Raw genomic sequence first — 26,837 nt, forward strand, 5'->3', positions numbered from 1 at the left:
GATGATCTCCAGTCAGTTCTTCGAAGCGGCGAGCAGTTCGCCGATGGCGGTGGCGATCAGTGCGAGCGAGATCGCGCCGGGGTCCGGGGTGCCGATGGCGTGCTCGCCGTGGCTGCGGGCACGGCCCATGCGGGGGAGCAGATCGGCGGTGGCGGCGGCGGCGCGCGTCGCGGCATCCGCTGCCGTCGCCCACGCGTCCGCGAGAGAGGCGCCACCATCCGCGGCCGTGGTCAGCTCGCTCGAGAACGGCACGAGGGCATCGACCATGGTCTTGTCGCCGACCACCGCCTTGCCGTAGTTCTGCACGCCGCGGGCGCCGTCGGCGATACCGGATGCCACGGCCTGCGCATCGGGGCGGCCGGCGTCTCCCAGGCGGCCGGCGACGGCGTTCAGGATCACGCCCCACAGCACGCCAGACGTTCCGCCGGCCTTGTCGGACCAGGCGTCGGCCGCGCGGGCGAGCGTCGTCCTGGCGCCCGCACCTGCCTCGACCGCGTGGATGCCGGCGGCGAGGGCCGCGTGCGATCCGCGGCGCATTCCGATGCCGTGGTCGCCGTCACCGGCGATCGCGTCGATCCGGCCCAGCTCGTCGGCGTGCTCGTCGATCGTGTCGACGATCGTCTGCAGCGCGGCGCGCACGGTCTGCGCGACCTTCTGCGACTCCGCGTCGCCCGGCGCGATGACGTCCTCGATCGCGATCGCATCCACGGTCTCGGAGCGATCGGCCGTCACGACCGAGCCGCGGCGGTACGCCGGAGCGTCGACCGGGGTGTCCCAGAGCTGTTCGAGCTCGTCGTCCAGCCAGAACAGCGTCAGCGAGGTGCCCGCCATGTCGAAGGACGTGCAGTACTCGCCGACGTGCGGGTCGACGATCTCGATCCCGGCATCCGCGAGCAGCTGGGCGATGCGCCGGTAGACGACGAACATCTCCTCGTACTTGAGCGATCCGAGCCCGTTGAGGATGGGGATGACCCGTGCGCCGGCGACCTCGATGCCGTCCGGCACCTCGGCCAGGAGCTTCTCGACGAGAAGCTCGGCGAGCTCGTCAGCGGTCGGGATGTCGGTCTCGTCGATCCCCTGCTCGCCATGGATGCCGAGCCCGACCGCCATGCGGCCGGCCGGCACCGTGAACAGCGGCGCCGGTGCGCCGGGCATCGTGCAGCCGGTGAACGCGACGCCGAACGATCGGGTGCGCTCGTTGGCCTTCGCCGCGATCCTCGTCACCGCGGCGAGATCGTCGCCGCGCTCCGCGGCCGCAGCGGCGGAGCGGAAGACGGTGAGATCGCCGGCGATGCCACGGCGCTTGTGCTTCTCGGCGATCGATGCGCTCGAGATGTCATCGGTGACGGCCACGGTCGCCGCTTCGATGCCCTCGGCGCGCAGACGCTCCTGGGCGGCGTCGAAGTTCAGCACGTCGCCGGCGTAGTTGCCGTAGGAGAAGAACACTCCGGCACCCCGGTCGGCGGTCTTGGCGACGGCGTGGATCTGCTGCGCCGACGGCGAGGCGAACAGGTTGCCCATTGCCGCGCCGTGCGCGAGGCCCTGGCCGACCATGCCTCCGAAGGCGGGGTAGTGGCCGGAGCCACCGCCGATCACGACGGCGACCTGGCCGTCCGGGACGACGGTCGAGCGGACCACGCCGCCGGTCACGCGCCGCACAGAGCGGGCGTTCGCGGCGACGAAGCCGTCGATCATCTCGTCGGCGAAGTCCTCGGGGTCGTTCCACAGACGGGTCATCGGGTGGACTCCGGGGCGGTGCTCGCGGCATCCTGCGCGTCCGCCGTGCGGATGCGGCCGCTGCGGGCGAGCACGATCATGAGGATCGCCGAGACGAGCATGAATCCGCCGACGATGAACATCGGCACCTCGTAGCCGCCGGTCCAGTCGTGCACGGCACCGGTGATGTACGGGGCGCTGAAGCCGGCGAGGTTGCCGACCGTGTTGATCAGGGCGACGCCGGCCGCCGCGGCCACACCCGTGAGGAACTGGGTCGGCAGCGTCCAGAAGTTCGGCAGGGCGGCGAAGATCGCGCACGCCGTGACCGTGATGACGGCCATGGTCGCGACGGGGGAGCCGGCGAACAGCGCCAACGGGATCGAGACGGCCCCGGCGATCGCCGGAGCGGCGATGTGCCAGGTCTTCAGCCCTCGCTTGCCGGCGTCGCGCGACCAGAAGTACATGACGATCGCAGCGGGCAGGTACGGGACCGCGGTGATGAGGCCCTTCTGGAAGACGTCGTACGTCACGCCGGACTGCTCCTGGAAGCCGTCGATGATGGTCGGCAGGAAGAACGCCAGGGCGTAGAGGCCGTAGATGAAGCCGAAGTAGATGAACGACAGCATCCAGACCCGGCCGCTGCCGAAGGCGAAGCGGACCGAGACGTGCTTCTCGGTGGCCTCGGTCTTCTTGCGCTCGGACTCGAGCGCGTCCGTGAGCCAGACCTGCTCGGCGGAGGTCAGCCACTTCGCGTCGGCGGGCTTGTCCTTCAGGTAGAACCAGGCGATGATGCCGACCACGATCGCGGGGATCGCGACGCCCAGGAACATGAAGCGCCAGCCCTCGAGGCCGAAGAAGATGCCGTGCTGCTGGATGAGTGCCCCGGCCAGCGGGGCGCCGATCACGGTGGTCAGCGGCTGTGCCAGGTAGAAGAGCATGAGGATGCGGCCGCGGTACTGCGCGGGAACCCAGAGGCTGAGGAACAGGATCGCGCCGGGGAAGAATCCGGCCTCGGCGACGCCGAGCAGGAAGCGCAGCACGACGAGCTGCTCGAAGTTCTGCACCCACGTGAACAGCAGCGCCACGATGCCCCAGCTCACCATGATGCGGGCGAGCCAGCGGCGGGCGCCGAAGCGGTGCAGCGCGATGTTCGAGGGCACCTCGAGGATGATGTAGCCGATGAAGAAGACGCCGGAGGCGAAGCCGAACTGAGCGGCGCTGAGCGCGAGGTCCTCGTTCATGCCGTTGGGGGCGGCGAATCCGATGGCGGTGCGGTCGAGGTAGTTGATGAAGAACATCAACGCCACGAAGGGCACGAGCCGGATGGAGACCTTCCGGATGGCGGATTTCGCGACCGAGCTCTCGGTCTGGGTGTTGTCCACGATGACTCCTGGAATCGACGGTGATGCGCGGGTGCTGCTCAAGTCATTTTGGCAAACCGGTTGACCAATTGCAAGCCGTCTTCGGAATTCGATCGGCCGGAGGGCGCTCAGCCGCGGGTGCGCGTGGCGATCCGGTACAGGCTCGTCGTCGCGGTGATGTAGAGATCGGTCCCGTCCTCGCCGCCGAAGCAGAGGTTCGCGACGGTCTCCGGAACGGTGATCCGTCCGAGCTGGGTGCCGTCCAGGGCGAACACGATCACGCCGGTTCCGCTGGACGACCACAGCCTGTCGTGCTCATCCACACGGATGCCGTCGGGGTGGCCGTCTTCGGCATCCAGCACCGCGAACAGACGCCCGTTCTTGCAGCGCGCGCCGTCCTGCACGTCGTACACGCGGATGTCGCGTCGGTCGGAGGAGTCCGCGACGAACAGCTTCGAACCGTCGCGCGAGAACGCGAGTCCGTTCGGCTGCTCGATGTCGGTGATGACCGCGCTCGTCCGCCCGCTGGCAGGGTCGTGACGGAAGACGAAGTGGTCGCCGTACTCGCGGACCCCGGGGTGGCCCTCGCGCGGCTGCGTGATGCCGTAGGCGGGGTCGGTGAACCAGATGACGCCGGAGGCGTCGACGACGACGTCGTTGGGGGAGTTCAGTCGTACGCCGTTCCACGCATCGACGATGCTCTCGACCACGCCGCCCCTGTCGCGCTCGACCCGGCGGCGCCCGTGCGAGCACTGCACGACGCTGCCGTCCCGATCCAGCGCCCGCCCGTTCGTGAACTCGACGCCCTCCGCATACAGGGACGACTCGCCGGTGGCCGGATCGTACTCGCGGATGCAGTCGTTCGGGATGTCGCTCCACCGGAGGCGAGCCCGGTCGGGGACCCACAACGGCCCCTCGGCCCAGATCGACCCGGTGTGCACGCGTTCGAGCGCGGCATCGGGCGCGAGGATGCCTGCATCCACGAGAGAGGTCGTCATCGGGTTCTCCTCCTCCGGCGCTGGCGCATAACCGGTTGACCAAAATGGTGCGGAATCGCACGCCTGCCCGGTAGGTTACTGGCATGCCCGCCTTTCCCGGAGATCCCGTCGACGACATCGCCGCCGCTCTCGGTGCTCTCCCGTCCGGGACGCCGGTGTCGGAGGTCGCGCGCCGCCTGCTCGACCTGTTCACCGGCGGATCGATCGCGCCCGGTACGCGGCTGCCACCGGAACGGCAGCTCGCGACGACGCTCGGCGTCGGGCGGTCAGCGGTGCGCGAGGCGCTCGCCGCGTTGGAGATCCTCGGCATCGTCGACGTGCGTCCGGGATCCGGCACCTACCTGCGCGGCGCGGCCAGCGAGCTGCTGCCGCAGACGCTGCGCTGGGGGCTGCTGATCGGCGAGCGCAACACGGCGCAGCTGCTCGAGCTGCGCGAGGGCCTCGAGATCTTCGTCGCCCGGCTCGCCGCTGCGCGGGCGGATGCCGCGATCCTCGCGCGACTCGAGAAGGACGTCGCGCGCATGCATGCCACGATCGACGACCTCGCGGCCTTCGCGAAGGCCGACCTCGACTTCCACCACGCGCTCGCGGAGGCCGCGGGCAACGCCACGCTCACCGACCACCTGCACGTGATCCGGTCGCTGCTGCAGGTGTACGCCGACCGGGCCGTGCACGACCGCGCGCACGCCGAGCGCGCCACGGCCGAGCACGAGGCGGTGCTGGCCGGCGTGAAGGCCGGAGACGGGGATGCCGCGGCATCCGCCATGGCCGTGCACATGGCCACCGCGACCGAACGACTGCTCACCGAGCGAACGAACTGACGAGAGGTCGACCGTGATCAACGACGATCGCCGGACGAGGCGTGTCATCATCGATTCCGATGTGAAGAACGAGGCGGACGATCAGTTCGCCCTCGTGCACGCGCTGCTGTCGCCGACGCTGGACATCCGCGGCATCATCCCGGCGCATTTCGGCACGCACCGCACGACCGAATCGCTCGCTGAGTCGCGCGAGGAGCTCGAGCTGCTGCTGCGTCTGCTCGACCTCGGGCGCGAGGTGCCGGCCGCCGATGGGGCGCCGCGCGCGCTGCCGGACGAGCGGACCCCGGTCGACAGCCCGGGTGCGCGGCTCATCATCGAGGAGGCCAGACGAGCGGATGCGGGGCCACTGTACATCGCGTTCCTCGGGCCGCTGACCGACATGGCCTCCGCGCTGCTGCTGGCGCCCGACATCGCCGGCACGGACACCACGGTGATCTGGATCGGCGGTCCGCCGTACGGCGATATCGTCTCGACCGGGTCGTGGCCGGAGTTCAATCTCCGCAATGACATCGCCTCGGCGAACGTCGTGCTCGACTCCGGCATCCGGGTGTGGCAGGTGCCGTCGAACATCTACCGCCAGGTCAACGTGTCGTATGCGGAGCTGGAGGCGCGGGTCGAACCGCACGGCGAGCTCGGACGCTACCTCGCACAGCAGGTGGTCGACTTCAACAGTGCGCACCACGGCACCGCGATCGAGTCGCGCTCACTCGGCGACTCCCCGGCGATCGCGCTCATGCTCGAGCCGGGCTGCGCCGCGATGCGCCGCCGACCGCGGGTGCGGTTCACCGCCGACGGGCGTTACGAGGCGGGCGACCCGGCACGGGAGATCTTCGTCGTGGAGAGCATCGACGTGCGGTTCCTCCTGGAGGACATGTTCCACAAGATCGCGCGCCACGCGCGCTGACGGTCAGAGCCGGAACACGCCCCGAGGGATGCTGTCGACGAGGTCGTGCGCGATCGTGTGCGCCTCCTCCTCGCCGAGACGCCCGGTGACGACCAGGGTCGCCAGCCACCCGGCATCCATCCGGCGGGACACATCGTGCCGTGCCGGGATCGACAGATAGGCGCGCGTGTCGTCGATGAACCCGCTCGTCTTGTAGAAGCCGGCGGAGTCCGTGACGCCCTCGCGGAACCGACGGATGCCGTCGGGGCTGTCCAGGAACCACCACGGCGCCCCGGCGAACACCGACGGGTAGAACCCGGCGAGCGGTGCGATCTCCCGGGTGAACGCGGTCTCGTCGACCGTGAACAGCACCATGCGGAACGTGTCGTTCGTGCCGAAATCGCCGAGCAGTTCGCGCAGCGGTTCGGTGTAGCTCGTCAGCAGCGGCAGATCGTGGCCGGTGTCGGGGCCGAACCGTTCGAGAGTCGGCCGGTGATGGTTCCGCAGCACCCCGGGGTGCAGCTGCATGACCAGGCCGTCCTCGCTCGACATCCGCGCCATCTCCCACAGCATGTGCCGACGGTAGGCCGTGGCGTCGGATGCCGTCGCGGAACCGGCGAGACCGGCGCGGTGGATGCGTTCGAGCTCGTCCGCGGGAAGACGGGTCGCCCAGGCATCCACCACGCCCGTGTCCGTCGCCGTCGCGCCGAGCGAGCGGAAGTGCGCGCGCCGGTTCTCGAGCGCGGAGATGAGACCGGCGGCCGTTCGGGTGTCCATGCCGCTGGCGGCATGGAGCTCGTCGAGAGCTGCGGGCCAGCCCGCTGCGGACGGATCGAAGAATCGATCGGGCCGGAACGTCGGCAGTACGCGACCCGTGAACGTCGGGTCGTCGCGCAGCTCCCGGTGCGCCTCGAGAGAAGCCGTCGGATCGTCCGTGGTGGCGAGCACCTCGATGCCGAACCGGTCGAACAGCGCACGGGGGCGGGACGCGGCATCCGCGATCCAGGCCGCGATCTCGTCGAACTGCCGATCCGCGTTCACGGCCGAGGGGTGCTCGTCCAGGCCGATGACCGAGTGCAGCGTGTCCTCGAACCAGGCCCGCACGGGGGTGCCGGCGAACACATGCCAGTGCGCGGCGAATCGGCGCCAGATCTCGCGCGCTTCGACCGGCGTCGCCCCGCGACCGAGGTCGTCCAGCGCGATGCCGTGCGCATGCAGCAACCGCAGCACGTAGTGGTCGGGGACGATGAGCAGATCGGCCGGGTCGGTGAACGCGAGGTCGTCGCGCAGCAGCGCTGCGTCGACGTGCCCATGCGGAGACAGGATCGGCGCCTCGCGCACGCTCTCGTACAGGGCGCGCGCGACCGCGCGCGTCGTGGGATCCGCCGGCAGCAGCCGATCGGGGGAGGGCTCGAGTCTCACAGGGCATCCCTTTCGCGGACAGGTGCCGGGCCGCTGCTCTCGCGGGCCCGCAGGTAGGTCGGCAGGATCGTCCGCAGCCGTGGCGTGCCGCTGTGCGACAGTCTGCTCAGCAGCATCGTCACGGCGACTCGACCGGCCTCCTCGATGGGAGCGGCGACCGTGGTCAGCGGCGGATGGCAGAAGTCCGACCCGAAGATGTCGTCCGTCCCGACGATCGACAGATCCTCCGGAACGCGGATGCCGCGCTGCGCCAGACGCTTCAGCATCCCGATCGCGAGCAGATCGTTGAACACCACGCACGCCGTCACGTCGCGGGACGCGACGCTGTCCGCCGCCGTCGCGCCGGCCGCGGCGTTCGGCGCCCACGGGCCGAGGAAGGTGAGCTCGATGTCCAGGTTCGCCGCGGCATCCTGCAGCGCCTCCCAGCGTCGAGCGCTCGACCACGAACCGGCGGGTCCTGCGACATAGGCGACACGGCGATGGCCGAGCGAGTGCAGGTGGGTGAGCGCCTGCCGGACCCCGGCGGGCGTGTCTATGAGCACGCTCGGGACGGCGGGCAGATCCCGGTTGACGGTGACCAGCGGCTGCCGGGCCGCCGCGGCCACGAGCTGGGCCTCATCGAGCCGGGATGCGGCGAGGATCACGCCGTCGGCGGACTTGCGCATGATCTCGAGCGTGTCCGCTTCGATCTCGGTGGACTCCTCGGTGTCGACGAGCAGCTGGGTGTACCCCGCGGCGCGCAACTGGCGCTGGGCGCCGCGGATCAGGTCGAAGTAGAACGGGTTGGCGATGTCGGGAACGAGCAGTGCGACCGTTCCGGTGCGCCCTGATGCCAGCGACCGCGCCTGCGAACTGGGGACGTACGCGAGCTCGGCGGCGGCCTGTTCGATGCGCTGCCGGGTGACGGCGTTCACGCGGCCCGGGGTGCTGAGGGCACGGGACACGGTGGAGGCCGCGACGCCGGCGAGCCGCGCGACGTCCGTGATCGTGGCGGCGCGACCGGGCGGACGCCCGCCGTCTTCGGCGGCCTCGTCAGTGTCGGTCATGCGGCGAGCATAGCCGCGTTCCGGCCGCAGTGGCAAAGTTCTGGCAAACGCTTGTCGTCGCCGTGCCGCTTCGCTACCGTTGTGAATGCCGACCCCCGCCGACGAAGGAATGCGATGTCACCGACGACCGCCCAGCCGACCTGGATGCTCTCCGGATTCGGAGACGAGATCCACCCGGACCCGCGCATCCAGTGCGCCGTCCTGCTCGCGCTCGGAGCACGCCACGTCGAGGTGCGATCGGCGTGGGGCATCAACATCGTCGACCTCGACAGGGAGCGGCTCGGGGAGCTCTGGGCAGCCATCCGCGCCGAGGGGATGGGCGTCTCGGCCATCGGCTCACCGATCGGCAAGAGCACCCTCGACGAACCCGTCGAATTCGAGCTCACCCGTCTCGACAACGCGCTGCGCGCCGCGGACGTGCTCGAGTCGCGCTACATCCGGATCTTCTCGTTCTGGCAGACCGAGGGCGAGCCCGTCGAGGACATGCGCGACGAGGTGATGGACCGGCTCGGTCTGCTCGCCGAACGCGCCGGATCCGCCGGCGTGACGCTCGTGCACGAGAACGAGAAGCACATCTACGGCGACATCCCCGAGCGCGTGCTCGACATCGTCCGCACGGTCGACTCGCCCGCCCTGCGCCTCGCGTGGGACAACGCGAACTACGTGCAGTGCGGCGTCCGTCCGGTCACCGACGGCTTCGCGCAGCTCGCCGAGTACATCGAGTACCTGCAGGTCAAGGACGCGCGGCTCGCGACGGGCGAGGTCGTCCCGGCGGGCGAGGGCGACGGCGAGCTGGCCGAGACCATCGCCGCGCTGCGCGACCGCGGCTTCACCGGCTTCGCCTCCCTCGAACCTCACCTCACCGACCAGAGCGCCCTCGGCGGCTTCAGCGGCGCACAGCCGTTCGGCCGTGCCGCTCGCGCCTTCCGCACCCTCACCGACAACGCTGGAGTGACCCTCGCATGAGCATCCTGTCCACCGCCATCATCGGCTGCGGCGTCATCGGACGCACCCACGTCGAAGCCGTCCTGCAGCTGGCCGACCGGCTCGTCCTGACCGCGCTCGTCGACGTCGACACCGCGCGGGCCGAGGCGCTCGCCGACGTCGTCGAGGAGAGCATCGGATCGCGTCCGGCCGTCTACGCGACCGTGCAGGAACTGGTCGCCGCCGACGCGCCGCGGCTGGTCGTCGTCGCGACGCCGTCTGGGCTGCACGTCGAGCAGGCCGTCGTCGCCCTGGAAGCGGGCGCCCACGTTCTGATCGAGAAGCCGCTCGACGTCGATCTCGTCCGTGCCCGACGCCTGGCGGATGCCGCGAACGCCGCTGCCGCACGCGGCCAGGTGTGCAGCGTCATCAGTCAGCATCGCTTCGACCCGTCCAGTCAGATCGTGCATGCCGCGATCGTGGACGGCGGATTCGGGCGGATCACTTCGGGGCTGGCGACGGTGCCGTGGTGGCGCTCGCAGGAGTACTACGACTCGGGCGACTGGCGCGGCACGTGGGCGCTCGACGGCGGCGGCGCGCTCATGAACCAGGGCGTGCACACGCTCGACCTGCTGGTCTGGTTCCTCGGTCGCCCGGTCTCGGTCTCGGCCGAGATCGCGCTGCTCGCACACGAGGGCGTCGAGGTCGAGGACACGGCCGTCGCGACTCTGACGTTCGAGAACGGGGCGCTCGCGGTCCTGCACGCCACCACCGCCGGCTATCCCGGGCTCGCCGTCCGACTGCAGCTGCTCGGCTCCGACGGCTCGGCCGTGATCGAGGGCGATGCGCTGCGCTACATCCATCTCAGGAAGGATGCCGAGGGCGCGGCCGGAGCATACGGCGGCGGCGACAACCAGGCGGAGCGGTACGCCGTCGAGCCGCCGGCGGGCGTCGATGCCACGCAGTTCAGCTACGGACATGTCCGCCAGTACGACGATCTGCTGGACGCGATCGACCGGGGCGGCGAACCGCTGCTCACAGTGGATCAGGCGCTGCTTGCGCTCGCCGCCGTCCGGGCCGTGTACATCTCGGCCGTGCGGGGACGCAAGGTGCTGATCGACGACGTGATCGCCGGCGACTACGACGACCTGATCCTCGAAGTGCCGACCATCGAAGTCCGCGCGGGATGACCACGACCGAACGCGCGCCCGTCCGGATCGCCCACCTGGGTCTCGGGGCGTTCCACCGTGCGCACCAGGCCTGGTTCACGGAGGTCGTGAACCGGTCAGGGGGCGAGGAGTGGGGGATCGCCGCCTTCACCGGCCGACGTCCGGATGCTGCCGTCGCGCTGGCCGCGCAGGACTGCCGTTACGACCTCGTCGTGCGCGGCCCAGAGTCCGATGCGGTCGAGCGGATCTCGTCGATCGTCGCCGCGCACGACGGAGCGGATGCCGCGGCCTGGCGCGCGGCGATGACGACCGTCGCCGTGCTCACCGTCACGATCACCGAGGCCGGGTACCGCCAGGGCGGTGCCGCGGTCGAGCGCATCGTCGACGGGCTGCGCGTTCGCCGGGATGCCGGTGCGGGACCGATCGCGATCGTCAGCTGCGACAACCTCGACGGCAACGGCGTGCTGCTCGGTGCGCTCGTGGTGCAGGCGGCGGAGGCGGAACTCGCGGCCTGGATCGCCGACCACGTCTCGTTCGTATCCTCCGTGGTCGATCGGATCACGCCGGCCGTCGCCGACGCGCTGCCCATCACGGTCACCGACGACCCGTGCGCGATCGTGACGGAGCCCGCGGCATCCTGGGTCCTGTGCGGAGAGTTTCCCGCCGGCCGGCCGGCGTGGGAGCGGGCCGGCGCCGAGTTCACCTCCGACATCGAGCCGTACGAGCGGCGCAAGCTCTGGCTGCTCAACGCCGGGCACACGCTTCTCGCGAGTCTCGGGCAGCTCCGCGGTCATGAGACCGTGGCCGAGGCCATGACCGACGAGGTGTGCCGTGCGGCACTCGACGAGCTGTGGGATGACGCGTCAGCGGTGCTGCCGTTCTCCGCCGAGGATCTCGCCGCACAGCGTGCCGTGCTCGTGGAGCGCTTCGAGAACGCCCGCATCCGGCATGCGCTGCGCCAGATCGCGACGGATGCGGAGATCAAGCTGGGCGTTCGCGTCATCCCGGTGATCAGGGCGCGCCTGACGCGCGGGTTGGATGCCGGGCGCGGTGAGATCCGAGCGCTCGCCGCCTGGGCCGCGCTGGAGGGGAACGATGCGGATGCCGTCGCCCGACGATTCGACCTGGACGACGACGTCCGTCATGAGCTGATCGGCGCGATAGCCGAGCTGAAGGGAGTGCACGCATGATCATCGACAGGGCAGAGGTGGTCGTCACGAGTCCCGACCGGAACTTCGTGACGCTGAAGCTCACCACGGACGACGGGCTGACCGGGCTGGGCGACGCCACGCTGAACGGTCGCGAGCTCGCCGTCGTCGCGTACCTGACCGAGCACGTCGTGCCGCTGCTCGTCGGGCGCGATGCGCACCGCATCGAGGACACCTGGCAGTTCCTGTACCGCTCGGCGTACTGGCGCCGCGGGCCGGTGACGATGGCGGCGATCGCGGCGGTCGACATGGCGTTGTGGGACATCAAGGCGAAGGCCGCAGGGATGCCGCTGTATCAGCTGCTCGGCGGCGCATCGCGCACGGGACTGCTGGCCTACGGCCACGCCTCCGGCAAGGAGCTGCCGGAGCTGTTCGACTCGGTGCGATCGCACCTGGAGCAGGGATACCGCGCCATCCGCATCCAGACCGGCGTCCCCGGGCTCAAGGCGATCTACGGGATTGCCTCGCAGGCGGCCGACACCTTCGGCGGAGAGGCGCGCTACGACCACGAGCCGGCACGGCGCGGCGCGAAGCCCGTCGAGGAGGACTGGGACACGCGGGCGTACCTGCGGCACCTCCCCGGCGTCTTCGAGGCGGTGCGCAACGAGTTCGGGCCCGAGATCCCGCTGCTGCACGACGGTCACCACCGGATGACGCCCATTCAGGCCGCACGCCTCGGCAAGGACCTGGAGCCCTACGACCTGTTCTGGCTCGAGGACTGCACGCCCGCCGAGAACCAGGAGGCGCTGCGTCTGGTGCGCCAGCACACCACGACGCCCCTCGCCATCGGAGAGATCTTCAACACGGTGTGGGACTTCAAGGATCTGATCCGCGAGCAGCTCATCGACTACGTCCGCGGCGCTGTCACGCACATGGGCGGCATCACGGCGCTGAAGAAGACTCTCGAGTACGCGGCGCAGTACCAGATCAAATCCGGCATGCACGGGCCGACGGACATCTCGCCGGTCGGCATGGCCGCGGCGATGCATCTGGGCTTGAGCATCCACAACTTCGGCATCCAGGAATACATGCGCCACGGCGCGAAGACCGACCAGGTGTTCCGGCAGTCGTTCACCTGGCAGAACGGACTGCTGCACCCGGGCGACCAGCCGGGCCTCGGCGTCGAGCTCGACGTCGATGAAGCGGGGAAGTACCCGTACGAGCAGGCGTATCTGCCTTACAACCGACTGGCTGACGGCACCGTCCACGACTGGTGAGGAGACACCATGGCACGTATCGGACTGCAGGCGATGATGTTGAAGAACGCGGTCGCAGAGCTGGGAGCGTTCGAGGCCTTCCGGCGTGCGAGCGACATCGGCTACCGCGTCGCGGAGCTGTCGCAGATCCCGCTGACCTCTGAGACCGTCGCAGAGCTCCAGCGAGCGCGTGAGGAGCTCGGGATGGAGTACTGCGCACTGTCGGGAAGTCTTTCGCCGGGCAGCGGCAACTCGCTGGAGGAGGACTTCGACCAGGTCGTCGCGGACTGCCGCACGCTCGGGTCGGACATGGTCCGCATCGGGATGCTGCCGATTCCGTCGATGCGTTCGGTCGAAACGGTGCTCGACTTCTGCCGGAGAGCGGATGCCGCGGCCGAGCGCCTGGCGGACGAGGGCATCGCCCTGTACTACCACAACCACCACGTCGAGTTCGCGAAGATCGACGGGCGCTACCTGCTCGATGTCATCGCCGAGAACTCGCCCCATGTCGGAATCGAACTCGACGCCCACTGGATCGCACGCGGAGGGTTGGACCCGGCTCGGGTCATCGCGCAGTACGCCGGGCGGGTGCGGATGGTGCATCTGAAGGACTATCGGATCGCAATGCCGGATGCCGAGGTGATCGACGCGGTCGAACGGGGCGACTATTCAGCGTGGAGCACGGCGTGGAACGGCCTCGTGCAGTTCGCCGAGGTGGGCGAGGGCAACCTCGACTGGCCGGGGATCATCGATCAGAGCATCCGATCCGGCGCGGAGTATCTGCTCGTGGAACAGGACGAGCTGTACGGCCGCACGGTCTGGCAAGCCCTCGAGATCTCGCACCGCAACCTGACAGACCTCGGCTTCGCCGAGCTCTTCTGAAGGGCATCCGAGTGACAACGGTCGGATTCATCGGCCCTCGTGCCAACGGCCTCATCGCCCAGCGACTCGGAGCCGACTACGTCGAACCCACGATCGTCGGCAACGTCATCCTCTTCGCGGAGGACGGCACGCCGAACCTCAATCCGGAGTTCGCTGGGGAGGAGCATCCGTCCTTCGCGATCCTGCTCCCCGGCGACGTGCGGGTCTCCGACCCGTCGTTCGACATCGAGCGGGTGCGGTCGTACTTCGCGTCGATCTTCCCGGTGCTCGCACAGGTCGCCGCGCCCGACGCGAAGATCGTCTTCGGATCCGGAGCCGCCCGCCGCATCCCCGAGAGGGCCGATCGCGCTGCTGCCGAGGCGCGCTTCGCCGAATCGCTGGTGATCGCGCGGGATGCCGCGGCCGAACACGGCCTGCGGGTCATGCTCGAGCCGCTCCACCAGGGCGAGACGAACCTCATCCACACGATCGGCGAGGCCGTCGACTTCCTCGATGCCCACGGCATCGACGGCGTCCCGGTCGTCGCCGACCTGTTCCACATCGAGCAGGAGGACGAGCCCCTGTCGACGGTCGCGGACAACATCGATCGGATCGGTCACGCGCATATCGCCGATGCCGGTCGGCTCTGGCTCGGTGCAGGTGGCGGTCAGTGGCGCGAGTTCGTCGCGACGCTGCGGGATGCCGGATTCGACGGCCCCGTCTCGCTGGAGTGCAACTGGGGCGACGACCTCGAGACCGAGATCGCCGCCTCGATCGCGGCGCTGCGCGCGCTGCCGTAGCCAGCCCCGGATCATCCGCCGGAACACGGCGGACGATCAGCGGATGCGGTGACGTTTCACGAACCGATCGGTCGAAATCGTCCGTGAAACGTCACCGCATCCGTGAAACGTCCGTCCAGAATCACTCAGACGGGCAGCACCAGGACTCCATTGCGGCGGTGCGGGAGTGTCGCGAGCGACGCGTCGCGCAGCTCGGCCGGCAGCAGGCGTTCGGGGGCGTCCTGGAACACGACCGGACGCAGGAACCGGCGGATCGCCGTTGCCCCCACCGACGTGTGCAGCGACGTCGTGGCGGGCCACGGGCCGCCGTGCTGCTGCGACCACGTCACGGCGACCCCGGTCGGCCAGCCGGCGAACAGCACGCGCCCGGCCCGCTGCTGCAGCAGCTCGACCGTCTGATTCACGTCGTCGGATGATTCGGAGTGCAGGGTCGCGGTCAGGCTCCCAGGCACGACCCTCAGCGCCGCGTGGAGCTCGGCTTCATCCGTATAACGGACCAGGAGCGTCAGCGGACCGAAGACCTCCTCGAGCAGCGCTTCGGGGCGCGCGGCGACTGCCGCGGCATCCGTGGTCACGACGACCGGACGTGCGCCATCCAGGGTCTCCGCCCCGTGCGCGATGAGCGCCGTCGAGGTGTCGGCGAGCAGGTTCTGGATGCCGTCCGGGAATGCGGCGGTGATCCGATCCGTCAGCAGCGGACCACCGGCCACCGAGCCGACGGCTGCCGCGACGGCATCCTCGAATCCCGTGCCGGTCGGAATGAAGACGACACCCGGCTTGGTGCAGAACTGACCGACGCCGAGCGTGAACGAGCCGACCAGGCCGGTCGCGAGTTCCGCGCCCCGGAGTTCGAGCGCGGCCGGAGTGATGACGACCGGGTTGACGCTGCCCAGCTCGCCGTAGAACGGGATGGGGTCCGGGCGCCCCGAGGCGAGATCGAACAGCGCGCGTCCCCCCGAGACCGACCCCGTGAAGCCCGCCGCCTGGACGACGGGATGCTGGACCAGGGCGTTGCCGGCCTCGCGGCCTTCGACGAGCGCGAACGATCCGTCCGGCGCGCCAGCGGCGCGCAGCGCCTCCGTGACGATCTCGGCGGTCCGGCGCGACAATTCCAGATGCCCGGAGTGCGCCTTCACGATCACCGGATTGCCTGCGGCCAGCGCCGACGCCGTGTCGCCGCCGGCGACCGAGAACGCGAACGGGAAGTTGGATGCGGAGAACACCGCGACCGGCCCGACGCCGATCAGGTGGCGGCGCAGCTCCGGGCGCGGCGGCGTGGCCGCGGCATCCGCGTCGTCGACGATGATCTCGCGGAACGAGCCCTCCTCGACGACACCGGCGAACAGCCGGAGCTGCCCCGTCGTGCGGGCGACCTCTCCGGTGAGGCGGGGTGCGCCGAGGCGGGTCTCGCGGTCGGCGATCTCGACCAGTTCCGCGGTGTTCGCGTCGAGCGCGTCCGCGATCGCGCGCAGCCATCCGGCCCGCTCGGTCGCGGACGACGCCCGCCACACGGGAGCCGCGGCAGCCGCCTGCGCGGCGATCGTCTGGAGCTCTTCGATGGTGGTGGTCATGTCAGGCCTTTCCGGTGAGGACGAGGGAGAAGCGGATGCCGAGACCCACGTGCGGAGTCTCGGTGAGGTGCCCGTCGGCGATCGCGACGGGCGAGGGGTCTTCGAGTGCGCCGAGCGCTGCGAAGCCGGCATCCTCGACATCCTCGGCCCAGGGCTCGGCGACGTCGCCGAGAAGCGTGAGCGCGAGCTGGCCGGAGAGCTCAGGCAACAGGTGCGGATGCAGTGCGGCGCCGTGCTCCGACGCGAGCTGCGCGATCCGCTGGAACGGCGTGATGCCCCCGATCCGCACGATGTTGGGCTGCACGATCTGTGCAGCTCCCGCGCGCAGGAAGTCGGCGAACCGGTGCGCGTTGTGCAGGTTCTCGCCGACCGCGATCGGCACGTCGATGCGCCGCGCGAGCTCGGTGTGGCCTTCGAGGTCGTCGGCGCGCAGCGGCTCCTCGATCCAGGCGAGGTCGAACCGGCTGAGCGCCTCGATCGAGCTCGTGGCGCGGGAAAGATCCCAGCGCTGATTGGCGTCGATCATGAGTTCGCGATCCGGGCCGAGCAGATCGCGCACGGCGCCGACGCGGTCGACGTCCTCCGCGACGTCGGGCTTGCCGACCTTGATCTTCACCGCGTCGAATCCGGCGTCGATCCAGCGCTGCACCTGTGCGAGCAGCTCGGCCTGCGTGTAGTGCAGGTTGACGCCGGAACCGTAGGCGCGCACGCGCTCCCGGCGCCGGCCGATCACCCCGGACACCGGCAGATCGCGGGCGCGGGCCTCGGCATCCCACAGGGCGAGATCGAGCCCGGCCAGTGCGATCGTCGTGATGCCGCCGCCGCCCGCCTCGTGCAGATGCTCCCAGAGCCCGTGCCAGGCATCGCCCGGCTCGGCCGGGCGACCGATCGCCGCGTGCGCGATGTCGTCGGACAGCAGCGCGTGCACCGCGGTCGCGCCGATCTGCGGCGTCCACGAGAAGCCCCAGCCCTCGGCGCCGTCCGACCGGACGACGTGCGTCGCGACGATGCCGACGCTCGTGACGTCAGCGGCCCACGGCCGGGTCAGTGCGACGCGCTGCAGCCGGGTGTCGAACCGGGAGATCGTGGTCACAGCAGCGCGCGCCCTGCCTCGAGGATCTCGGCCAGACGGGCTTCCTGCGCTGGTGTCGGGTCGACCAGCGGAGCGCGCACGGATCCGACCGGAAGCCCGCCGAGGCGCAACCCCGTCTTGATCAGCGAGACGCCGAAGCCGGGAGTCTCGTCGCGCAGGTTCACCAGCGGGCGGTAGAAGCCGTCCAGGATCTCCAGGCGCCGCTCCTCGTCGCCGGCGACGTAGGCGCGATAGAACGCGTTCGCGACCTCGGGGATCATCGCGAAGGCCGCCGACGAGTACAGCGGGACGCCGATGCCGCGGTACGCGCCCTGCGTCAGCTCGGCGGTGAGCAGGCCGTTGAAGAACGCGAAGTCGTCCCGGCCCGTCTCAGCCACTGCGCGGACGATGAGCTGCGTGGTGCCGATGTCGCCAGTGCCGTCCTTGAAGCCGACCACCTTCGGGTTCGCAGCCAGGGTCCGCATGGCGTCGACGGAGTACTGCGCGCTGCCGCGGTGATAGACGACGACCGGGAGATCGGATGCCGCGGCGATGGCCTCGACGTACGCGATCAGCCCCGACTGGGTGCCCCCGACGAGGTACGGCGGCAGCACGAGGAGGCCGTCGGCTCCGGCATCCGCTGCGGCCCTGGCGACCTCGATCGCGTGGCCGAGCGGACCGCCCGCACCCGCGATCACGGGGACGCGGCCGGCGACTGTCGCCGTTGCCGTGCGGGTGACCGCGGCCGCTTCGGAAGCGGACAGCGCGTGGAACTCACCCGTGCCGCAGGCGGGGAAGACGCCGCCGGCCCCGGCCGCGACGCCGCGGTCGACGTGCTGGGCGAGCAGGTCGTGCTCGATCGTGCCGTCGACGGTGAAAGGCGTGACGGGGAAGAAGAGGATGCCGTCGAAGTTCATGAGAGGTCTTTCGGTCGGTGATGGATGTTCGGGTCGCGAATTCTGCTGCTAAGAGCGAGCTGAAGCGACAGTTTCTGCGACCGGGACGCGTTCGCCGAGCTCAGTGCGCCAGTCGTGCTGCGGGCGCCACCCCAGAAGCCGCTCGGCCTTGGCGATCGAGAACGCCGGGCGCGTACCGGTCAGCTCGGCCGCGGCTCCTGCGGTGCCCGGGTGGAATTGCGGCAGCAGGTCGGCGAGCGGCTCGCGGGCCAGGGCGTCCGACGCACCCACGAAGAACACCTCGCCGTTCGGGATCTCGGTCATGCCGGCGAGCAGCGTGTCCGCGAAGCCGGCGACATCGCGCGCATCGACGTAGTTGAACAGCGCCGGTGCCGAGAGCGCCGGGTCGTCCAGTCGCTCCCGGACGGTGTGCCCCTGCTGGGTCAGGGCCCCTGCCCATTCCTCCGGGGCGATCACGTAGCACGGGCGGAACGCGGCGAAGCGGGTGGCGTCGCCGGTCTGGCGCTGCAGCATCCCGAGGGTGTCCTCGATGAGCAGCTTCGACAGCGCGTACGCGTTCCACGGCCGGGTCGGGGTGTCCTCGTCCAGCGGCAGCCGGTCGGGGCTCCAGCCGGTCGGGCAGCCGTAGCCGAGCACGGTCGGGCTGGATGCCGCGACGATCTTCGGGATGCCGGCCCGCACGGCGCCGTGCAGCACGGAGATCGCCAGCCCCGCGTTGGTGCGCATGATGACGTCCTCCGGTGCGCTGAACGGCACGGCGATCGCGGCGAGATGGATCAGCGCGTCGGCCTTCGCGCCAGCGAGGACGGATGCCGCGGCATCCGCATCGGAGAGGTCGAGGGCGACCTGCGTGATGCCGTCCTGCTCCAGCTCGGGCGCTGCGATCCGGTCGAGCGAGACGATCTCGTGGCCGAAGCCGGCGAGGCCCGTGACGAGGCTGCGGCCGAGTCTGCCGGCGCCTCCGGTCACGACGATGCGGCTCATGCTCGCACCGCGCCTTCGAGCAGATGGATGCCGAGGTCGGCGACCTGGACCGGCAGACCGGTCTCGAGCGAGCGGTTGCCGGCGATGCCGACCGCGATCGAACGGATGCCGTCGCTCCAGTCCGCCGGGCGGGCCAGAGGGTCATCGGCCGGGCCGACGAACACGTCGGACAGCAGCAGCGCATCGCCGCCGCCGTGGCCGCCTTCGCCGCGGACGATCGGCACCTCGCGCGCGGCTTCCCAGTGCTTCTGCACGATCAGGCGTTCGCCCTCGGGGCGCAGCGTGGGCGCGGCATCCGATCCGGACAGGCTGGGATCGAGCACCGGGTGCAGGCCCTCTTCGGCGAGCACGGCTCCGCGTTCGACGACCTCGAGCTCGGCGCGGCCGAGCGTGCCGTTGACGGCGACCCGGTAGCCCTCCCAGGGGGAGTGCGCGTTCAGCGAGTACGACAGAGTGGCGCCGGAGGCGTAGTCGACGATGAGGGCGAGGTTGTCCTCGATCGTGATGCCCTCGCTGAACACGTCCAGGTCGCGGACGTAGCCGTCGTGCTGCTCGGCCTCGAGGTACAGGGCCTTCAGGCGCGGGTCGTCGCGGAGGTCGAGCTCGAACGGGTCGCCGCCGTCATGCGTGCCGCGGGCCGGGCGGTCGGTGATGCCGCGGACGGCGGCGTTCTCGGCGCCGTAGAAGCGCAGGCCACCGGAGGCGTAGACGCGGCGAGGCTCGGAGCGCAGCCACCAGTTGACCAGGTCGAAGTGGTGGCTGGACTTGTGCACGAGCAGTCCGCCCGAGTTGGCCTTCTGACGGTGCCAGCGGCGGAAGTAGTCGGCGCCGTGCTTGGTGTCGAGCATCCAGCTGAAGTCGATCGAGGTGATCTCGCCGATCTCGCCGTCCTGCAGCAGCTGACGCAGCGCGCTGTTGCGCGGGGAGTACCGGTAGTTGAACGTCAGCACGACCTGGCGGCCGGTGCGTTCGACGGCCTCTTCGATGCGGGCGGCGCTCTGGGCGTCGATGGTCAGCGGCTTCTCGACCACGACGTCGGCACCGGCCTCGAGAGAGCGGACGATGAGCTCGGCGTGCAGATCGTCGCGGGAGCAGATGATGACGCGGTCGATGCGCTCGTCGCGGATGATCTGCTCGAGCGCTTCGGGACCGGCGGTGCGCGGCGCGGCGACGCCGGCGTCCGTGATGCGGTCGACGTAGTACTGCGCCCGCGTCGGATTCGGCTCGATGATCGCGATCAGTTCGGCGCGGTCGCTGTGCTCGCCGATGATCGCATCGACATACATCTGGGCACGGTGACCGGCACCCGCGATGGCGTAGCGCGTCATTGTCATCCACTCATCTCAAGACATCTCAGGAAACGTTTTCTCGAGCGTAGCACAGCCCTCAGTCCGCGAGACGTGCTTTGTGGGGTGAGGCTTGGCCAGCGCAGGTAAGTCTCACCCCGCAAAGCAAGTCTCGCGGAGAGGGGTCAGGCGGGCGGGGCCGCGGTGGTCTCGCGGACCACCAGCGCAGGCACGACCGTCGTGACGGCGACCGGCTCTCCGCCCTCGAGAAGTTCGTGCATCGCCTGCCAGGCGTGCGCGCCGAGGTCGGCCGTGGGAACGGATGCCGTGGTCAGCGGCGGTGACGCGTTCGCCGCGAACGGGATGTCGTCGAATCCGGCGATCGAGATCCGACCGGGCACGTCGACGCCGCGGGAGCGCATCGCGGAGAGCAGGCCCATCGCGACCAGGTCGTTGAACGCGAGGACGCCCGTCGCGCCGGACGCGAGCACCTGGCCGGCGACCCCGACACCGCTATCGAAGTCGACGCCGGTCGGGATCTCGTCGACCCGCAGGTCGGGGTCCTCGGCGATGGCCGCTGTGATCGCCTCCTGGCGCGCGCGGTGGGAGGCGCTGCGCTGTGAGCCGGCGAGGTACACGAGATGGCGATGTCCGAGGCCCGTGAGGTGGTCGATGATCTCGCGCAGGCCGGCTCCGTAGTCCGCCGCGACGACGGGGGTCTCCGCCTGCGGAGCACGGTTGATGACGACGACCGGGGCGAGGTCGGGCAGCAGCCCCTGCAGTTCATCCTCCGGCATGCGCGGAGCGCACAGGATGATGCCGTCGGTGCGCAGCCGGGTCGTCTTGGCGAGTGCTCGCTCGTTCTCGAGATCCTCGATCGAATCGGCGATGAGCACGTGATAGCCGTCGCTCGATGCGGCCCGACTGAGACCACGGAGAATCGCCTGATAGGTCGGGTTCTCCAGATCCGGCACCACGACCGCGACCGTCTGTGTGCGCCCGAGCACGAGGCTGCGGGCGAGCGGGTTCGCGGTGTAGCCGAGCTCGGCGGCCGCCGCTTTCACCCGCTCCACCAGGGCGGGGTCGACGGTCGGGTTGTCGTTCATGGCGCGCGATACCGTCGACAGCGAGACGCCGGCGAGTTTCGCGACATCGGTGATCCGAGTGCGCGGTGCCTGACGGCTCATCGGCATCCCCTCTGTTCGCGTCGTCCACGCGGCTGGCGCGACCCTGGCCATATTAGCGACTATCGTGTGAGAAAACGTTTCCGGACAGAGGGGATCGATCGCGATGTCGGGATCGACGCACGACCGCGAGGTCAAGCAGGACAGGCTGGCGCGCGTCCGCGCCGCAACGGGCGGCGCACTGGTGCTGACCTCGCACGAGGCGGTGTCCTGGTATCTCGACGGCGTCCGCACGCACGTCTCGCTCGCGGGCCCGCCGGTGCTCGCGGTCCGGGTCGAGGATGCCGGAGACACCCTGTTCGTCGCCGCCAACGAGGCCGATCGTCTGATCGCCGAGGAGCTGCTGCCTGTCGATGCGGACCGCATCGTCCGCGTGCCGTGGCAGACGCCGCCGGCCGAAGCCGCGCTGGCGGCCGGCCCCGGCATGCCGGAGTCCGACGTCGCGGCGCAGCTCCGAGCAGCCCGCGCTTCGCTGCTGCCGGGAGAGCGCGATCGGTACCGCGCCCTCGGGCGCGACGCCGCAGAGGTGCTCACCGATGTGCTGGCGGGAGCCGCCCCGGATCACACCGAGCAGGAGATCGCGGCATCCGTGGCGGCCGGACTCGTGGCGCGAGGGATCGATCCGCTCGTGATCCTGGTATCCGGAGCGCAACGGCTCGCATTCCGGCATCCGCTGCCGACCACGGCCCCGCTGGGGGAGCGGGCCATGGTCGTCGTGTGCGGGCGCCGGCACGGCCTGATCGCGAACATCACCCGCTGGGTCGGTGCGGATGCCGCGGACGAGCGCATCCTCGCCGTCGAACGCGCGTTCCTCGACGCGTCCGTCCCCGGTCGTGCCCTGGACGCGGCGTTCGCGGAGGGCATCGCCGGATACGCCGCGAACGGGTTCGCCGCCGACGAGTGGCAGCGGCACCACCAAGGGGGTCCGACCGGTTACGCCGGACGCGATCCGCGGGCCACCTCGGCGACGACCGATGCGCTCGCCGAGTGGCAGGCGTTCGCGTGGAACCCGACCGCGCAGGGCGTCAAGGTCGAGGACACGCTGCTGAGCACGCCGGAGGGCTGGGAGGTGCTCACGCTCGACGAGCGCTGGCCGGCGATGGTCGTCGACGGGCTGGACCGACCGGTGGCGCTGCCGTACGCGTGACGGCGGAAGCGGTCAGGCCAGCAGTGCCGCCACCTCGGCATCCGTCAGCCGACCGTCGGCGACGACGCCGCGGAACGACAGCGCGACGGATTCGCCGGCGTCCAGGATGACCGGCTGATCCCAGGCGAGGGCCGAGCCGATGCCGGGGTAGTCGGTCACGCGCACGAACCAGGGCCGCCGGTCTTCCGAGGCGAGTGCGACGGTCGCCTCGCCGTCGGGGAAGCGGGCGCTGAAGGCGATCCAGTCCGACACGCGGCCGTGCACGGCATCCTCTCCGGATGCGTCCGCGGTGCGCACATCGACGTCGGAGGCGTCGGGGAAGCGCCAGGCGAACCCGCCGTACCCTCCGCCTGCGCGACCGTGCGATCCGGGGCTTCCCAGCTCGATCGGGCCGGACGCCGCGGTGAGCGCGGTCGTGGTCTGGAACGCCCAGGACCGAGGATCGGATGCCTCCCGGAACCGCCACGTCGTCGCCTCGCGCAGCAGCACGGTGCCGTCCGGCGCGAGCCAGTCGGCCGTCGAGCTGAATCCGGATCTGGTGCGCTCGAACGAGGTCGTCGCGATGCGGCCATGATCGTTCAGCCAGCGGTAACCGGCATCGCGCGTGTAGGTCGGTCCGCCCCAGAAGTTCACGCCCCCCGCGTGCTGGATCGCGACGGAGACGCCGAGATGCCAGTCGTGGTCGGCGGGGTGCGCGTCGGTCACGACCACGCCGGCCCGTGTGCGCACCGGGTGCAGGAACGGGCGCGGCCCGGATGTCGGGGTGACGGCCGACCCGTCGTCTCGGACGGCGATGACGGCGTCGCCGAGGGCGATCTCGTCCGTGGCGCCGTCCGCGGACTCCGGTGCGAACGGAGCGCGCACCTCGCTGAACAGGGCGCCGGCGCGCGCGGTGCGCTGCACCCAGTCGCCGATGTCGTCCACGACGATCATGGTGTCGAGCGTGGTGGTCGCGGCATCCGGGATCTTCACCGGGTCCGGAGCCGTGCGGACGGCCTCGAGCACCGCCATGTATGCACCGGTGTCGACGAGCGCCGACAGCTGAGGGGTGCCGTGCTCGAGGTGGTCGAGGAACTGCTCGAACAGCTCGATGCGTCCTGGTCGGGACACGCGGCCGTCCGAGTAGGTGATGACGTCGTCGGTGTAGGAGAACAGGACGTCGGTGGATGCCGTGCGCACCTCGATGAGCGGCTGGTCCTGCGCCGGGCCGGCGAGGGTGAGGGCGGCGGAGACGATCCGCCCGTCGGTGAGCGTGATCCGGACGCTCGAGGTGTCGTCGGCCTCAATGTTGTTCGCGCGGTAGAGCTCCAGTTCGATGCGGGCGATGTCCTCGCGGCGGCGCGCGCCGGCGATGTGCAGCGCGGTCGCGACGGCGTGCGAGAGCGCGTTCGTGAGGACGCCGTCGACGACGGGCTGGCCGTTCAGGGTGCGCTTGCCCGCCCACGCCGAGCGGTTCCAGTACGCGAATTCGCGGCTCCAGTTCGCCCAGGTGGCGACGGAGGTCGCGGCGCCCAGGTCCGCGATCTCGGTCAGCGCGTGCGAGCCGAAGCTCTGGAAACCGACCTGGATGGCGCGGCCGGTGCGCTCCTGGAGCGCGAGCAGTTCGGTGAACTGCTCCATCGTCGCGACGGGCGGCTTCTCGAGGTAGACGTGGCTGCCGTGCTCGAGGGCGCGGGCGGCCAGCGCGAAGTGCGTGTTGGTCGGGGTGGCGACGATGACGATATCCGGATGGATGCCGGTGGCGAGCGCGTCGTCCAGGCTCTGCCAACTCGGGGTGGCCGACCCGAAGCCCTCGGTCGGGCCGCCCTTGGGATCGACCAGGCCGACCAGCTCGACGCGGTCGCCGAGGCGCTCGAGGTTGCGGAGGTGGACGCTGCCGTAGCCGTGGGCGCCGACGAGGAGGACGGTGGTCATGCGGTTTCCTTCGCGGTGTCGGCGGTGGCGGTGGCGGTGGCGGCGCGCGGCTGGTCGAGCAGCACGATCTCACAACGGTAGTGCTGAGAGGCGGTCATCTCGCCGCGGAACCACAGCAGGGGGATGCGGGTCGCGTCGCCGGGGGCGACGATCGGACGCAGGTTGTCGTGCGGTGAGTTCTCGGTGATCGGGGTCCACGACCAGGTGATGCCGGCATCCGATGTCGTGCCGCGGAAGATCTCGTAGTGCTCCAGCCGCTCGTGTGTGCGCGGGTCGATCGGAGTGGAGATGTACACGGAGTCGATGTCATAGGGATCGATGGCGGCGAGACCGGTGTAGTCCTGCTCGTGGGGGAGGAGGCCGCCGCCGGCTTCGGCGAGTTCGACGAGCTGCCAGGTCTCGGTGCCGGGGGAGAGGCGGGCGGCGTAGAAGCGGATGTCGCGGACGGGGTGGTTGCGATCCGGATCGTTCTCGAGGTCGTCGTTCACGCGCGCGGTGAGGACGGCGGCGATCGTGCCGTCGGGAGCGCGCCGGATGTCGGTGGTCCAGGCGTGCATGCGGACGCCTTCCGGACCCTCCGAGCCCGCCGTCAGGACCGTCGTGAGCTCGACCTGGGAGGGGGCGTCGTCGCTCGGTGCGGGGTCTGCGATGACGTTGCCGAAACTGTCGTGCAGGGCACCGGAGGCGAGGTAGCCGTGGTAGATCGAGTTGTCGTAGTCGCGGGGGTGGTGGTCCGTGGTGACGAAGTCGATGCGGCTGCCCGTGGAGACGTAGCGGGTGTAGCCGTTGACGTAGCCGACCTTGGGGCGGGTGAAGAGCTTGCCCGCGTACGTCCAGGTGTCGCCTTCGTCATCCGAGACGAGTGCGCAGGGGTCGTCGTTGACGGCGCGGGCGAAGCAGTACAGGCGTCCGTCGAGCTCGTGGAGGTTCGAGTACGTGACGCCCGTGCCGCCGGTGAGCTCGGTCCAGTCGAACGTCCGCTCCGGTCCCCATCGGGTCGGGTCGTCCGGTTCGCTGACGCGCCAGCGGGTCAGGTTGTCCGTCTTGTGCTTGGCGTAGACGGCGAGCCAGCGTCCGTCGCGGCGGCGCCAGAGGGCGGGGACGTCATGATCGTCGGTCTCGAGGCGCTCGTGCAGGACGACGACCTGCGAGGCGCCGCTTTCGAGGTCGGCGACCGTGAGCTCGATGTTGCCGGCGCGGGCTTCACCGCCGGGCCCCTCGGGAGCGGGGACGGATCCGACGACCAGGACTCGCTGCTCCGGGTCGATGAGAGCGCGTTCGTCCTGGAACCAGCACCAGGCTCCGTTGTCGTTGATGACGCGGGGTTCGGGCATGTCCTCTTCCGTTCCGATGATGTGGCGGCTGTGGCACGATCGTGGCGCCTTCGAGCATAGCGGAAAGCGCTTACCCTGCGGGAACGCGGCGGCGGTTCGTCGTGACTCTCTGGAGCGGTTATGATGGCATGACGCGTTCTCGCCACGGTGGAACGCATGGAGACGTCGCATAGTCAGGCCTAGTGCACCACCCTGCTAAGGTGGAGTCCTCGCAAGGGGACCGAGGGTTCAAATCCCTCCGTCTCCGCCAGAAACCTCCTGGTCGGAGCTCATTTTCCGAGCGCTGGTCCCTCCCCCGCGTGGCGTACGCTTCCTGATTCCGGGCCAAATGTGTACGTGGAGTGTGCGGAGTTTCGTGATTCGCTCTCCGCGGACGCCAGTCGCATGTTTTCGAACCCACCGTGACTGTCATCGCCCCTGATCCGGCAGTAGACACGGGGTAGTACCTTGCCGGTCAGGGCGTGACCGCGTTCGTCCTGAAGTACCGCGTGCAGACGCCCCCACTGGGGCGAGCTTTGCCCTTCCTCGTCGGGCAGGTGATCGCGGGGATGGAACCGTCGATCGCAGTTGCCGCAGCGGATGCGACGCAAGCGCTGCATGTGATCCGCGATCGTGCGGCCGAGTTCGGGGTGGACTCGAACCGCGTCGGGATGATCGGATTCTCCGCTGGGGCTATAGCGATGTTTCGTGTGCTGGAGAACACCGACGCGGTAGATCGTCCCGACTTCGCCGCGTCCGTGTATGGAATCCTCGTAGACGGCACTGCGCGCATCCGGCCGCAGGGGGTACCGATGTCTCTTGCAGCGGCCGAACCCGACCCGACGGTGTCCGACGCGAAGACGCTTGAAAGTCTCTGGTCCGAGGAGGGAGCGCCGGTCGAGATGCAGCTCTTCGAGTCGGGGGATCGCGGGTTCGGTCTCGGCCGGCCCGGCACGGACTCTGAGCGATTCGCGCCGCAGTTCAGCAACTGGCTGGCCGGCGTGATTGACCGCTCGCTCCTGCTCCACTACTGACGCTCTGTGA

23 protein-coding genes and 1 tRNA gene are annotated in these 26,837 nt (G+C 70.1%); 11 read left to right on the forward strand and 13 right to left on the reverse strand.

What is annotated here, in order from left to right; all coding sequences use genetic code 11:
• Positions 1-12: 12 nt before the first annotated feature.
• From M2317_RS13810 to M2317_RS13820, 3 genes are all read right to left on the reverse strand, one after another.
• The gene (locus M2317_RS13810; protein ID WP_429461060.1) at positions 13-1,737 is read right to left on the reverse strand and encodes a dihydroxyacetone kinase family protein; all 1,725 of its coding nucleotides are present in this window, start codon (positions 1,735-1,737) and stop codon (positions 13-15) included.
• Positions 1,734-3,098: an MFS transporter gene (locus M2317_RS13815; RefSeq protein ID WP_429461062.1), complete on the reverse strand. Its 1,365-nt coding sequence runs from the start codon at positions 3,096-3,098 to the stop codon at positions 1,734-1,736. The genes M2317_RS13810 and M2317_RS13815 overlap by 4 nt, the downstream gene beginning before the upstream one ends.
• Before the next feature lie 107 nt (positions 3,099-3,205).
• Positions 3,206-4,075 carry an SMP-30/gluconolactonase/LRE family protein gene (locus M2317_RS13820; protein ID WP_429461064.1) on the reverse strand — a complete coding sequence of 290 codons (870 nt, stop codon included), beginning with the start codon at positions 4,073-4,075 and terminating at the stop codon, positions 3,206-3,208.
• Between the two features lie 83 nt (positions 4,076-4,158).
• Here M2317_RS13820 and M2317_RS13825 point away from each other — a divergent pair, with 83 nt between their 5' ends.
• Both M2317_RS13825 and M2317_RS13830 read left to right on the forward strand, forming a co-directional pair.
• Complete coding sequence (locus M2317_RS13825) at positions 4,159-4,896, forward strand: FadR/GntR family transcriptional regulator (protein WP_429461065.1); 738 nt, start codon at positions 4,159-4,161, stop codon at positions 4,894-4,896.
• A 13-nt stretch (positions 4,897-4,909) separates the two neighbouring features.
• Positions 4,910-5,800: a nucleoside hydrolase gene (locus tag M2317_RS13830; protein ID WP_429461067.1), complete on the forward strand. Its 891-nt coding sequence runs from the start codon at positions 4,910-4,912 to the stop codon at positions 5,798-5,800.
• A 3-nt stretch (positions 5,801-5,803) separates the two neighbouring features.
• Here the strand turns inward: M2317_RS13830 and uxaC are convergent, their stop codons facing one another.
• Together uxaC and M2317_RS13840 are read right to left on the reverse strand one after the other, a co-directional pair.
• A complete protein-coding gene (gene uxaC / locus M2317_RS13835) occupies positions 5,804-7,201 on the reverse strand; it encodes a glucuronate isomerase (protein WP_429461069.1) in 1,398 nt (465 codons plus the stop codon).
• Positions 7,198-8,247 (reverse strand): LacI family DNA-binding transcriptional regulator, encoded by a 1,050-nt coding sequence (locus M2317_RS13840; RefSeq protein ID WP_429461070.1) that lies wholly within the window; start codon positions 8,245-8,247, stop codon positions 7,198-7,200. Before M2317_RS13840 ends, uxaC begins: the two co-directional genes overlap by 4 nt.
• 114 nt (positions 8,248-8,361) lie before the next feature.
• On the opposite strand from M2317_RS13840, the gene M2317_RS13845 reads away from it, so the two are divergent.
• The 6 genes from M2317_RS13845 to M2317_RS13870 are packed head-to-tail and all read left to right on the forward strand — an operon-like array spanning position 8,362 to position 14,405.
• A complete protein-coding gene (locus M2317_RS13845) occupies positions 8,362-9,213 on the forward strand; it encodes a sugar phosphate isomerase/epimerase family protein (RefSeq protein WP_429461072.1) in 852 nt (283 codons plus the stop codon).
• A complete protein-coding gene (locus tag M2317_RS13850) occupies positions 9,210-10,361 on the forward strand; it encodes a Gfo/Idh/MocA family protein (RefSeq protein ID WP_429461074.1) in 1,152 nt (383 codons plus the stop codon). The genes M2317_RS13845 and M2317_RS13850 overlap by 4 nt, the downstream gene beginning before the upstream one ends.
• The gene (locus tag M2317_RS13855) at positions 10,358-11,530 is read left to right on the forward strand and encodes a mannitol dehydrogenase family protein (protein ID WP_429461076.1); all 1,173 of its coding nucleotides are present in this window, start codon (positions 10,358-10,360) and stop codon (positions 11,528-11,530) included. Before M2317_RS13850 ends, M2317_RS13855 begins: the two co-directional genes overlap by 4 nt.
• Positions 11,527-12,765 carry a D-mannonate dehydratase ManD gene (manD, locus tag M2317_RS13860; RefSeq protein WP_429461078.1) on the forward strand — a complete coding sequence of 413 codons (1,239 nt, stop codon included), beginning with the start codon at positions 11,527-11,529 and terminating at the stop codon, positions 12,763-12,765. Before M2317_RS13855 ends, manD begins: the two co-directional genes overlap by 4 nt.
• A gap of 9 nt (positions 12,766-12,774) precedes the next feature.
• Positions 12,775-13,626, forward strand: a complete 852-nt coding sequence (locus tag M2317_RS13865) for a sugar phosphate isomerase/epimerase family protein (RefSeq protein WP_429461080.1) — start codon at positions 12,775-12,777, stop codon at positions 13,624-13,626.
• An 11-nt stretch (positions 13,627-13,637) separates the two neighbouring features.
• Positions 13,638-14,405 (forward strand): sugar phosphate isomerase/epimerase family protein, encoded by a 768-nt coding sequence (locus tag M2317_RS13870; RefSeq protein ID WP_429461082.1) that lies wholly within the window; start codon positions 13,638-13,640, stop codon positions 14,403-14,405.
• 125 nt (positions 14,406-14,530) lie between these two features.
• Here M2317_RS13870 and M2317_RS13875 read toward each other — a convergent pair whose 3' ends face one another.
• The 6 genes from M2317_RS13875 to M2317_RS13900 form a co-directional block, all read right to left on the reverse strand.
• Positions 14,531-15,976 carry an aldehyde dehydrogenase (NADP(+)) gene (locus tag M2317_RS13875; RefSeq protein WP_429461084.1) on the reverse strand — a complete coding sequence of 482 codons (1,446 nt, stop codon included), beginning with the start codon at positions 15,974-15,976 and terminating at the stop codon, positions 14,531-14,533.
• A 1-nt stretch (position 15,977) separates the two neighbouring features.
• Entirely contained in the window at positions 15,978-17,069 is a 1,092-nt protein-coding gene (locus M2317_RS13880; protein ID WP_429461086.1) for a mandelate racemase/muconate lactonizing enzyme family protein, read from the reverse strand.
• The gene (locus M2317_RS13885) at positions 17,066-17,965 is read right to left on the reverse strand and encodes a 5-dehydro-4-deoxyglucarate dehydratase (RefSeq protein WP_429461087.1); all 900 of its coding nucleotides are present in this window, start codon (positions 17,963-17,965) and stop codon (positions 17,066-17,068) included. Before M2317_RS13885 ends, M2317_RS13880 begins: the two co-directional genes overlap by 4 nt.
• Positions 17,966-18,013: 48 nt before the next feature.
• On the reverse strand, positions 18,014-18,949 hold the full coding sequence (locus M2317_RS13890; RefSeq protein ID WP_429461088.1) for an NAD-dependent epimerase/dehydratase family protein: 936 nt from the start codon (positions 18,947-18,949) through the stop codon (positions 18,014-18,016).
• The gene (locus tag M2317_RS13895) at positions 18,946-20,283 is read right to left on the reverse strand and encodes a Gfo/Idh/MocA family protein (RefSeq protein WP_429461090.1); all 1,338 of its coding nucleotides are present in this window, start codon (positions 20,281-20,283) and stop codon (positions 18,946-18,948) included. The genes M2317_RS13890 and M2317_RS13895 overlap by 4 nt, the downstream gene beginning before the upstream one ends.
• A gap of 137 nt (positions 20,284-20,420) precedes the next feature.
• A complete protein-coding gene (locus M2317_RS13900) occupies positions 20,421-21,428 on the reverse strand; it encodes a LacI family DNA-binding transcriptional regulator (protein WP_429461092.1) in 1,008 nt (335 codons plus the stop codon).
• Positions 21,429-21,525: 97 nt separating this feature from the next.
• Between M2317_RS13900 and M2317_RS13905 the strand changes: the two genes are divergently transcribed.
• Complete coding sequence (locus M2317_RS13905) at positions 21,526-22,566, forward strand: M24 family metallopeptidase (RefSeq protein ID WP_429461094.1); 1,041 nt, start codon at positions 21,526-21,528, stop codon at positions 22,564-22,566.
• A 12-nt stretch (positions 22,567-22,578) separates the two neighbouring features.
• Here the strand turns inward: M2317_RS13905 and M2317_RS13910 are convergent, their stop codons facing one another.
• Together M2317_RS13910 and M2317_RS13915 are read right to left on the reverse strand one after the other, a co-directional pair.
• Positions 22,579-24,480: a DUF6807 family protein gene (locus M2317_RS13910; RefSeq protein WP_429461096.1), complete on the reverse strand. Its 1,902-nt coding sequence runs from the start codon at positions 24,478-24,480 to the stop codon at positions 22,579-22,581.
• Positions 24,477-25,814, reverse strand: coding sequence for a BNR-4 repeat-containing protein (locus M2317_RS13915; RefSeq protein WP_429461098.1), 1,338 nt, complete (start codon positions 25,812-25,814; stop codon positions 24,477-24,479). The genes M2317_RS13910 and M2317_RS13915 overlap by 4 nt, the downstream gene beginning before the upstream one ends.
• Before the next feature lie 158 nt (positions 25,815-25,972).
• Between M2317_RS13915 and M2317_RS13920 the strand changes: the two genes are divergently transcribed.
• Positions 25,973-26,064, forward strand: a tRNA-Ser gene (locus tag M2317_RS13920).
• 211 nt (positions 26,065-26,275) lie between these two features.
• A complete protein-coding gene (locus tag M2317_RS13925) occupies positions 26,276-26,827 on the forward strand; it encodes an alpha/beta hydrolase (RefSeq protein WP_429461100.1) in 552 nt (183 codons plus the stop codon).
• The last annotated feature ends 10 nt before the right edge of the window (positions 26,828-26,837 follow it).

The sequence above is a fragment of the Microbacterium sp. ZKA21 genome (assembly GCF_050434165.1).
In the GTDB taxonomy this organism is placed as follows: domain Bacteria; phylum Actinomycetota; class Actinomycetes; order Actinomycetales; family Microbacteriaceae; genus Microbacterium.

Coding starts and splice junctions, on each gene's coding strand:
- M2317_RS13865 (WP_429461080.1), top strand. CDS start 12,775: ATGGCACGTATCGGACTGCAGGCGATGATGTTGAAGAACGCGGTCGCA.
- M2317_RS13820 (WP_429461064.1), bottom strand. CDS start 4,075: ATGACGACCTCTCTCGTGGATGCAGGCATCCTCGCGCCCGATGCCGCG.
- M2317_RS13850 (WP_429461074.1), top strand. CDS start 9,210: ATGAGCATCCTGTCCACCGCCATCATCGGCTGCGGCGTCATCGGACGC.
- M2317_RS13915 (WP_429461098.1), bottom strand. CDS start 25,814: ATGCCCGAACCCCGCGTCATCAACGACAACGGAGCCTGGTGCTGGTTC.
- M2317_RS13810 (WP_429461060.1), bottom strand. CDS start 1,737: ATGACCCGTCTGTGGAACGACCCCGAGGACTTCGCCGACGAGATGATC.
- M2317_RS13825 (WP_429461065.1), top strand. CDS start 4,159: ATGCCCGCCTTTCCCGGAGATCCCGTCGACGACATCGCCGCCGCTCTC.
- M2317_RS13885 (WP_429461087.1), bottom strand. CDS start 17,965: ATGAACTTCGACGGCATCCTCTTCTTCCCCGTCACGCCTTTCACCGTC.
- M2317_RS13890 (WP_429461088.1), bottom strand. CDS start 18,949: ATGAGCCGCATCGTCGTGACCGGAGGCGCCGGCAGACTCGGCCGCAGC.
- manD (WP_429461078.1), top strand. CDS start 11,527: ATGATCATCGACAGGGCAGAGGTGGTCGTCACGAGTCCCGACCGGAAC.
- M2317_RS13905 (WP_429461094.1), top strand. CDS start 21,526: ATGTCGGGATCGACGCACGACCGCGAGGTCAAGCAGGACAGGCTGGCG.
- M2317_RS13895 (WP_429461090.1), bottom strand. CDS start 20,283: ATGACAATGACGCGCTACGCCATCGCGGGTGCCGGTCACCGTGCCCAG.
- M2317_RS13855 (WP_429461076.1), top strand. CDS start 10,358: ATGACCACGACCGAACGCGCGCCCGTCCGGATCGCCCACCTGGGTCTC.
- M2317_RS13910 (WP_429461096.1), bottom strand. CDS start 24,480: ATGACCACCGTCCTCCTCGTCGGCGCCCACGGCTACGGCAGCGTCCAC.
- M2317_RS13875 (WP_429461084.1), bottom strand. CDS start 15,976: ATGACCACCACCATCGAAGAGCTCCAGACGATCGCCGCGCAGGCGGCT.
- M2317_RS13845 (WP_429461072.1), top strand. CDS start 8,362: ATGTCACCGACGACCGCCCAGCCGACCTGGATGCTCTCCGGATTCGGA.
- M2317_RS13900 (WP_429461092.1), bottom strand. CDS start 21,428: ATGCCGATGAGCCGTCAGGCACCGCGCACTCGGATCACCGATGTCGCG.
- M2317_RS13840 (WP_429461070.1), bottom strand. CDS start 8,247: ATGACCGACACTGACGAGGCCGCCGAAGACGGCGGGCGTCCGCCCGGT.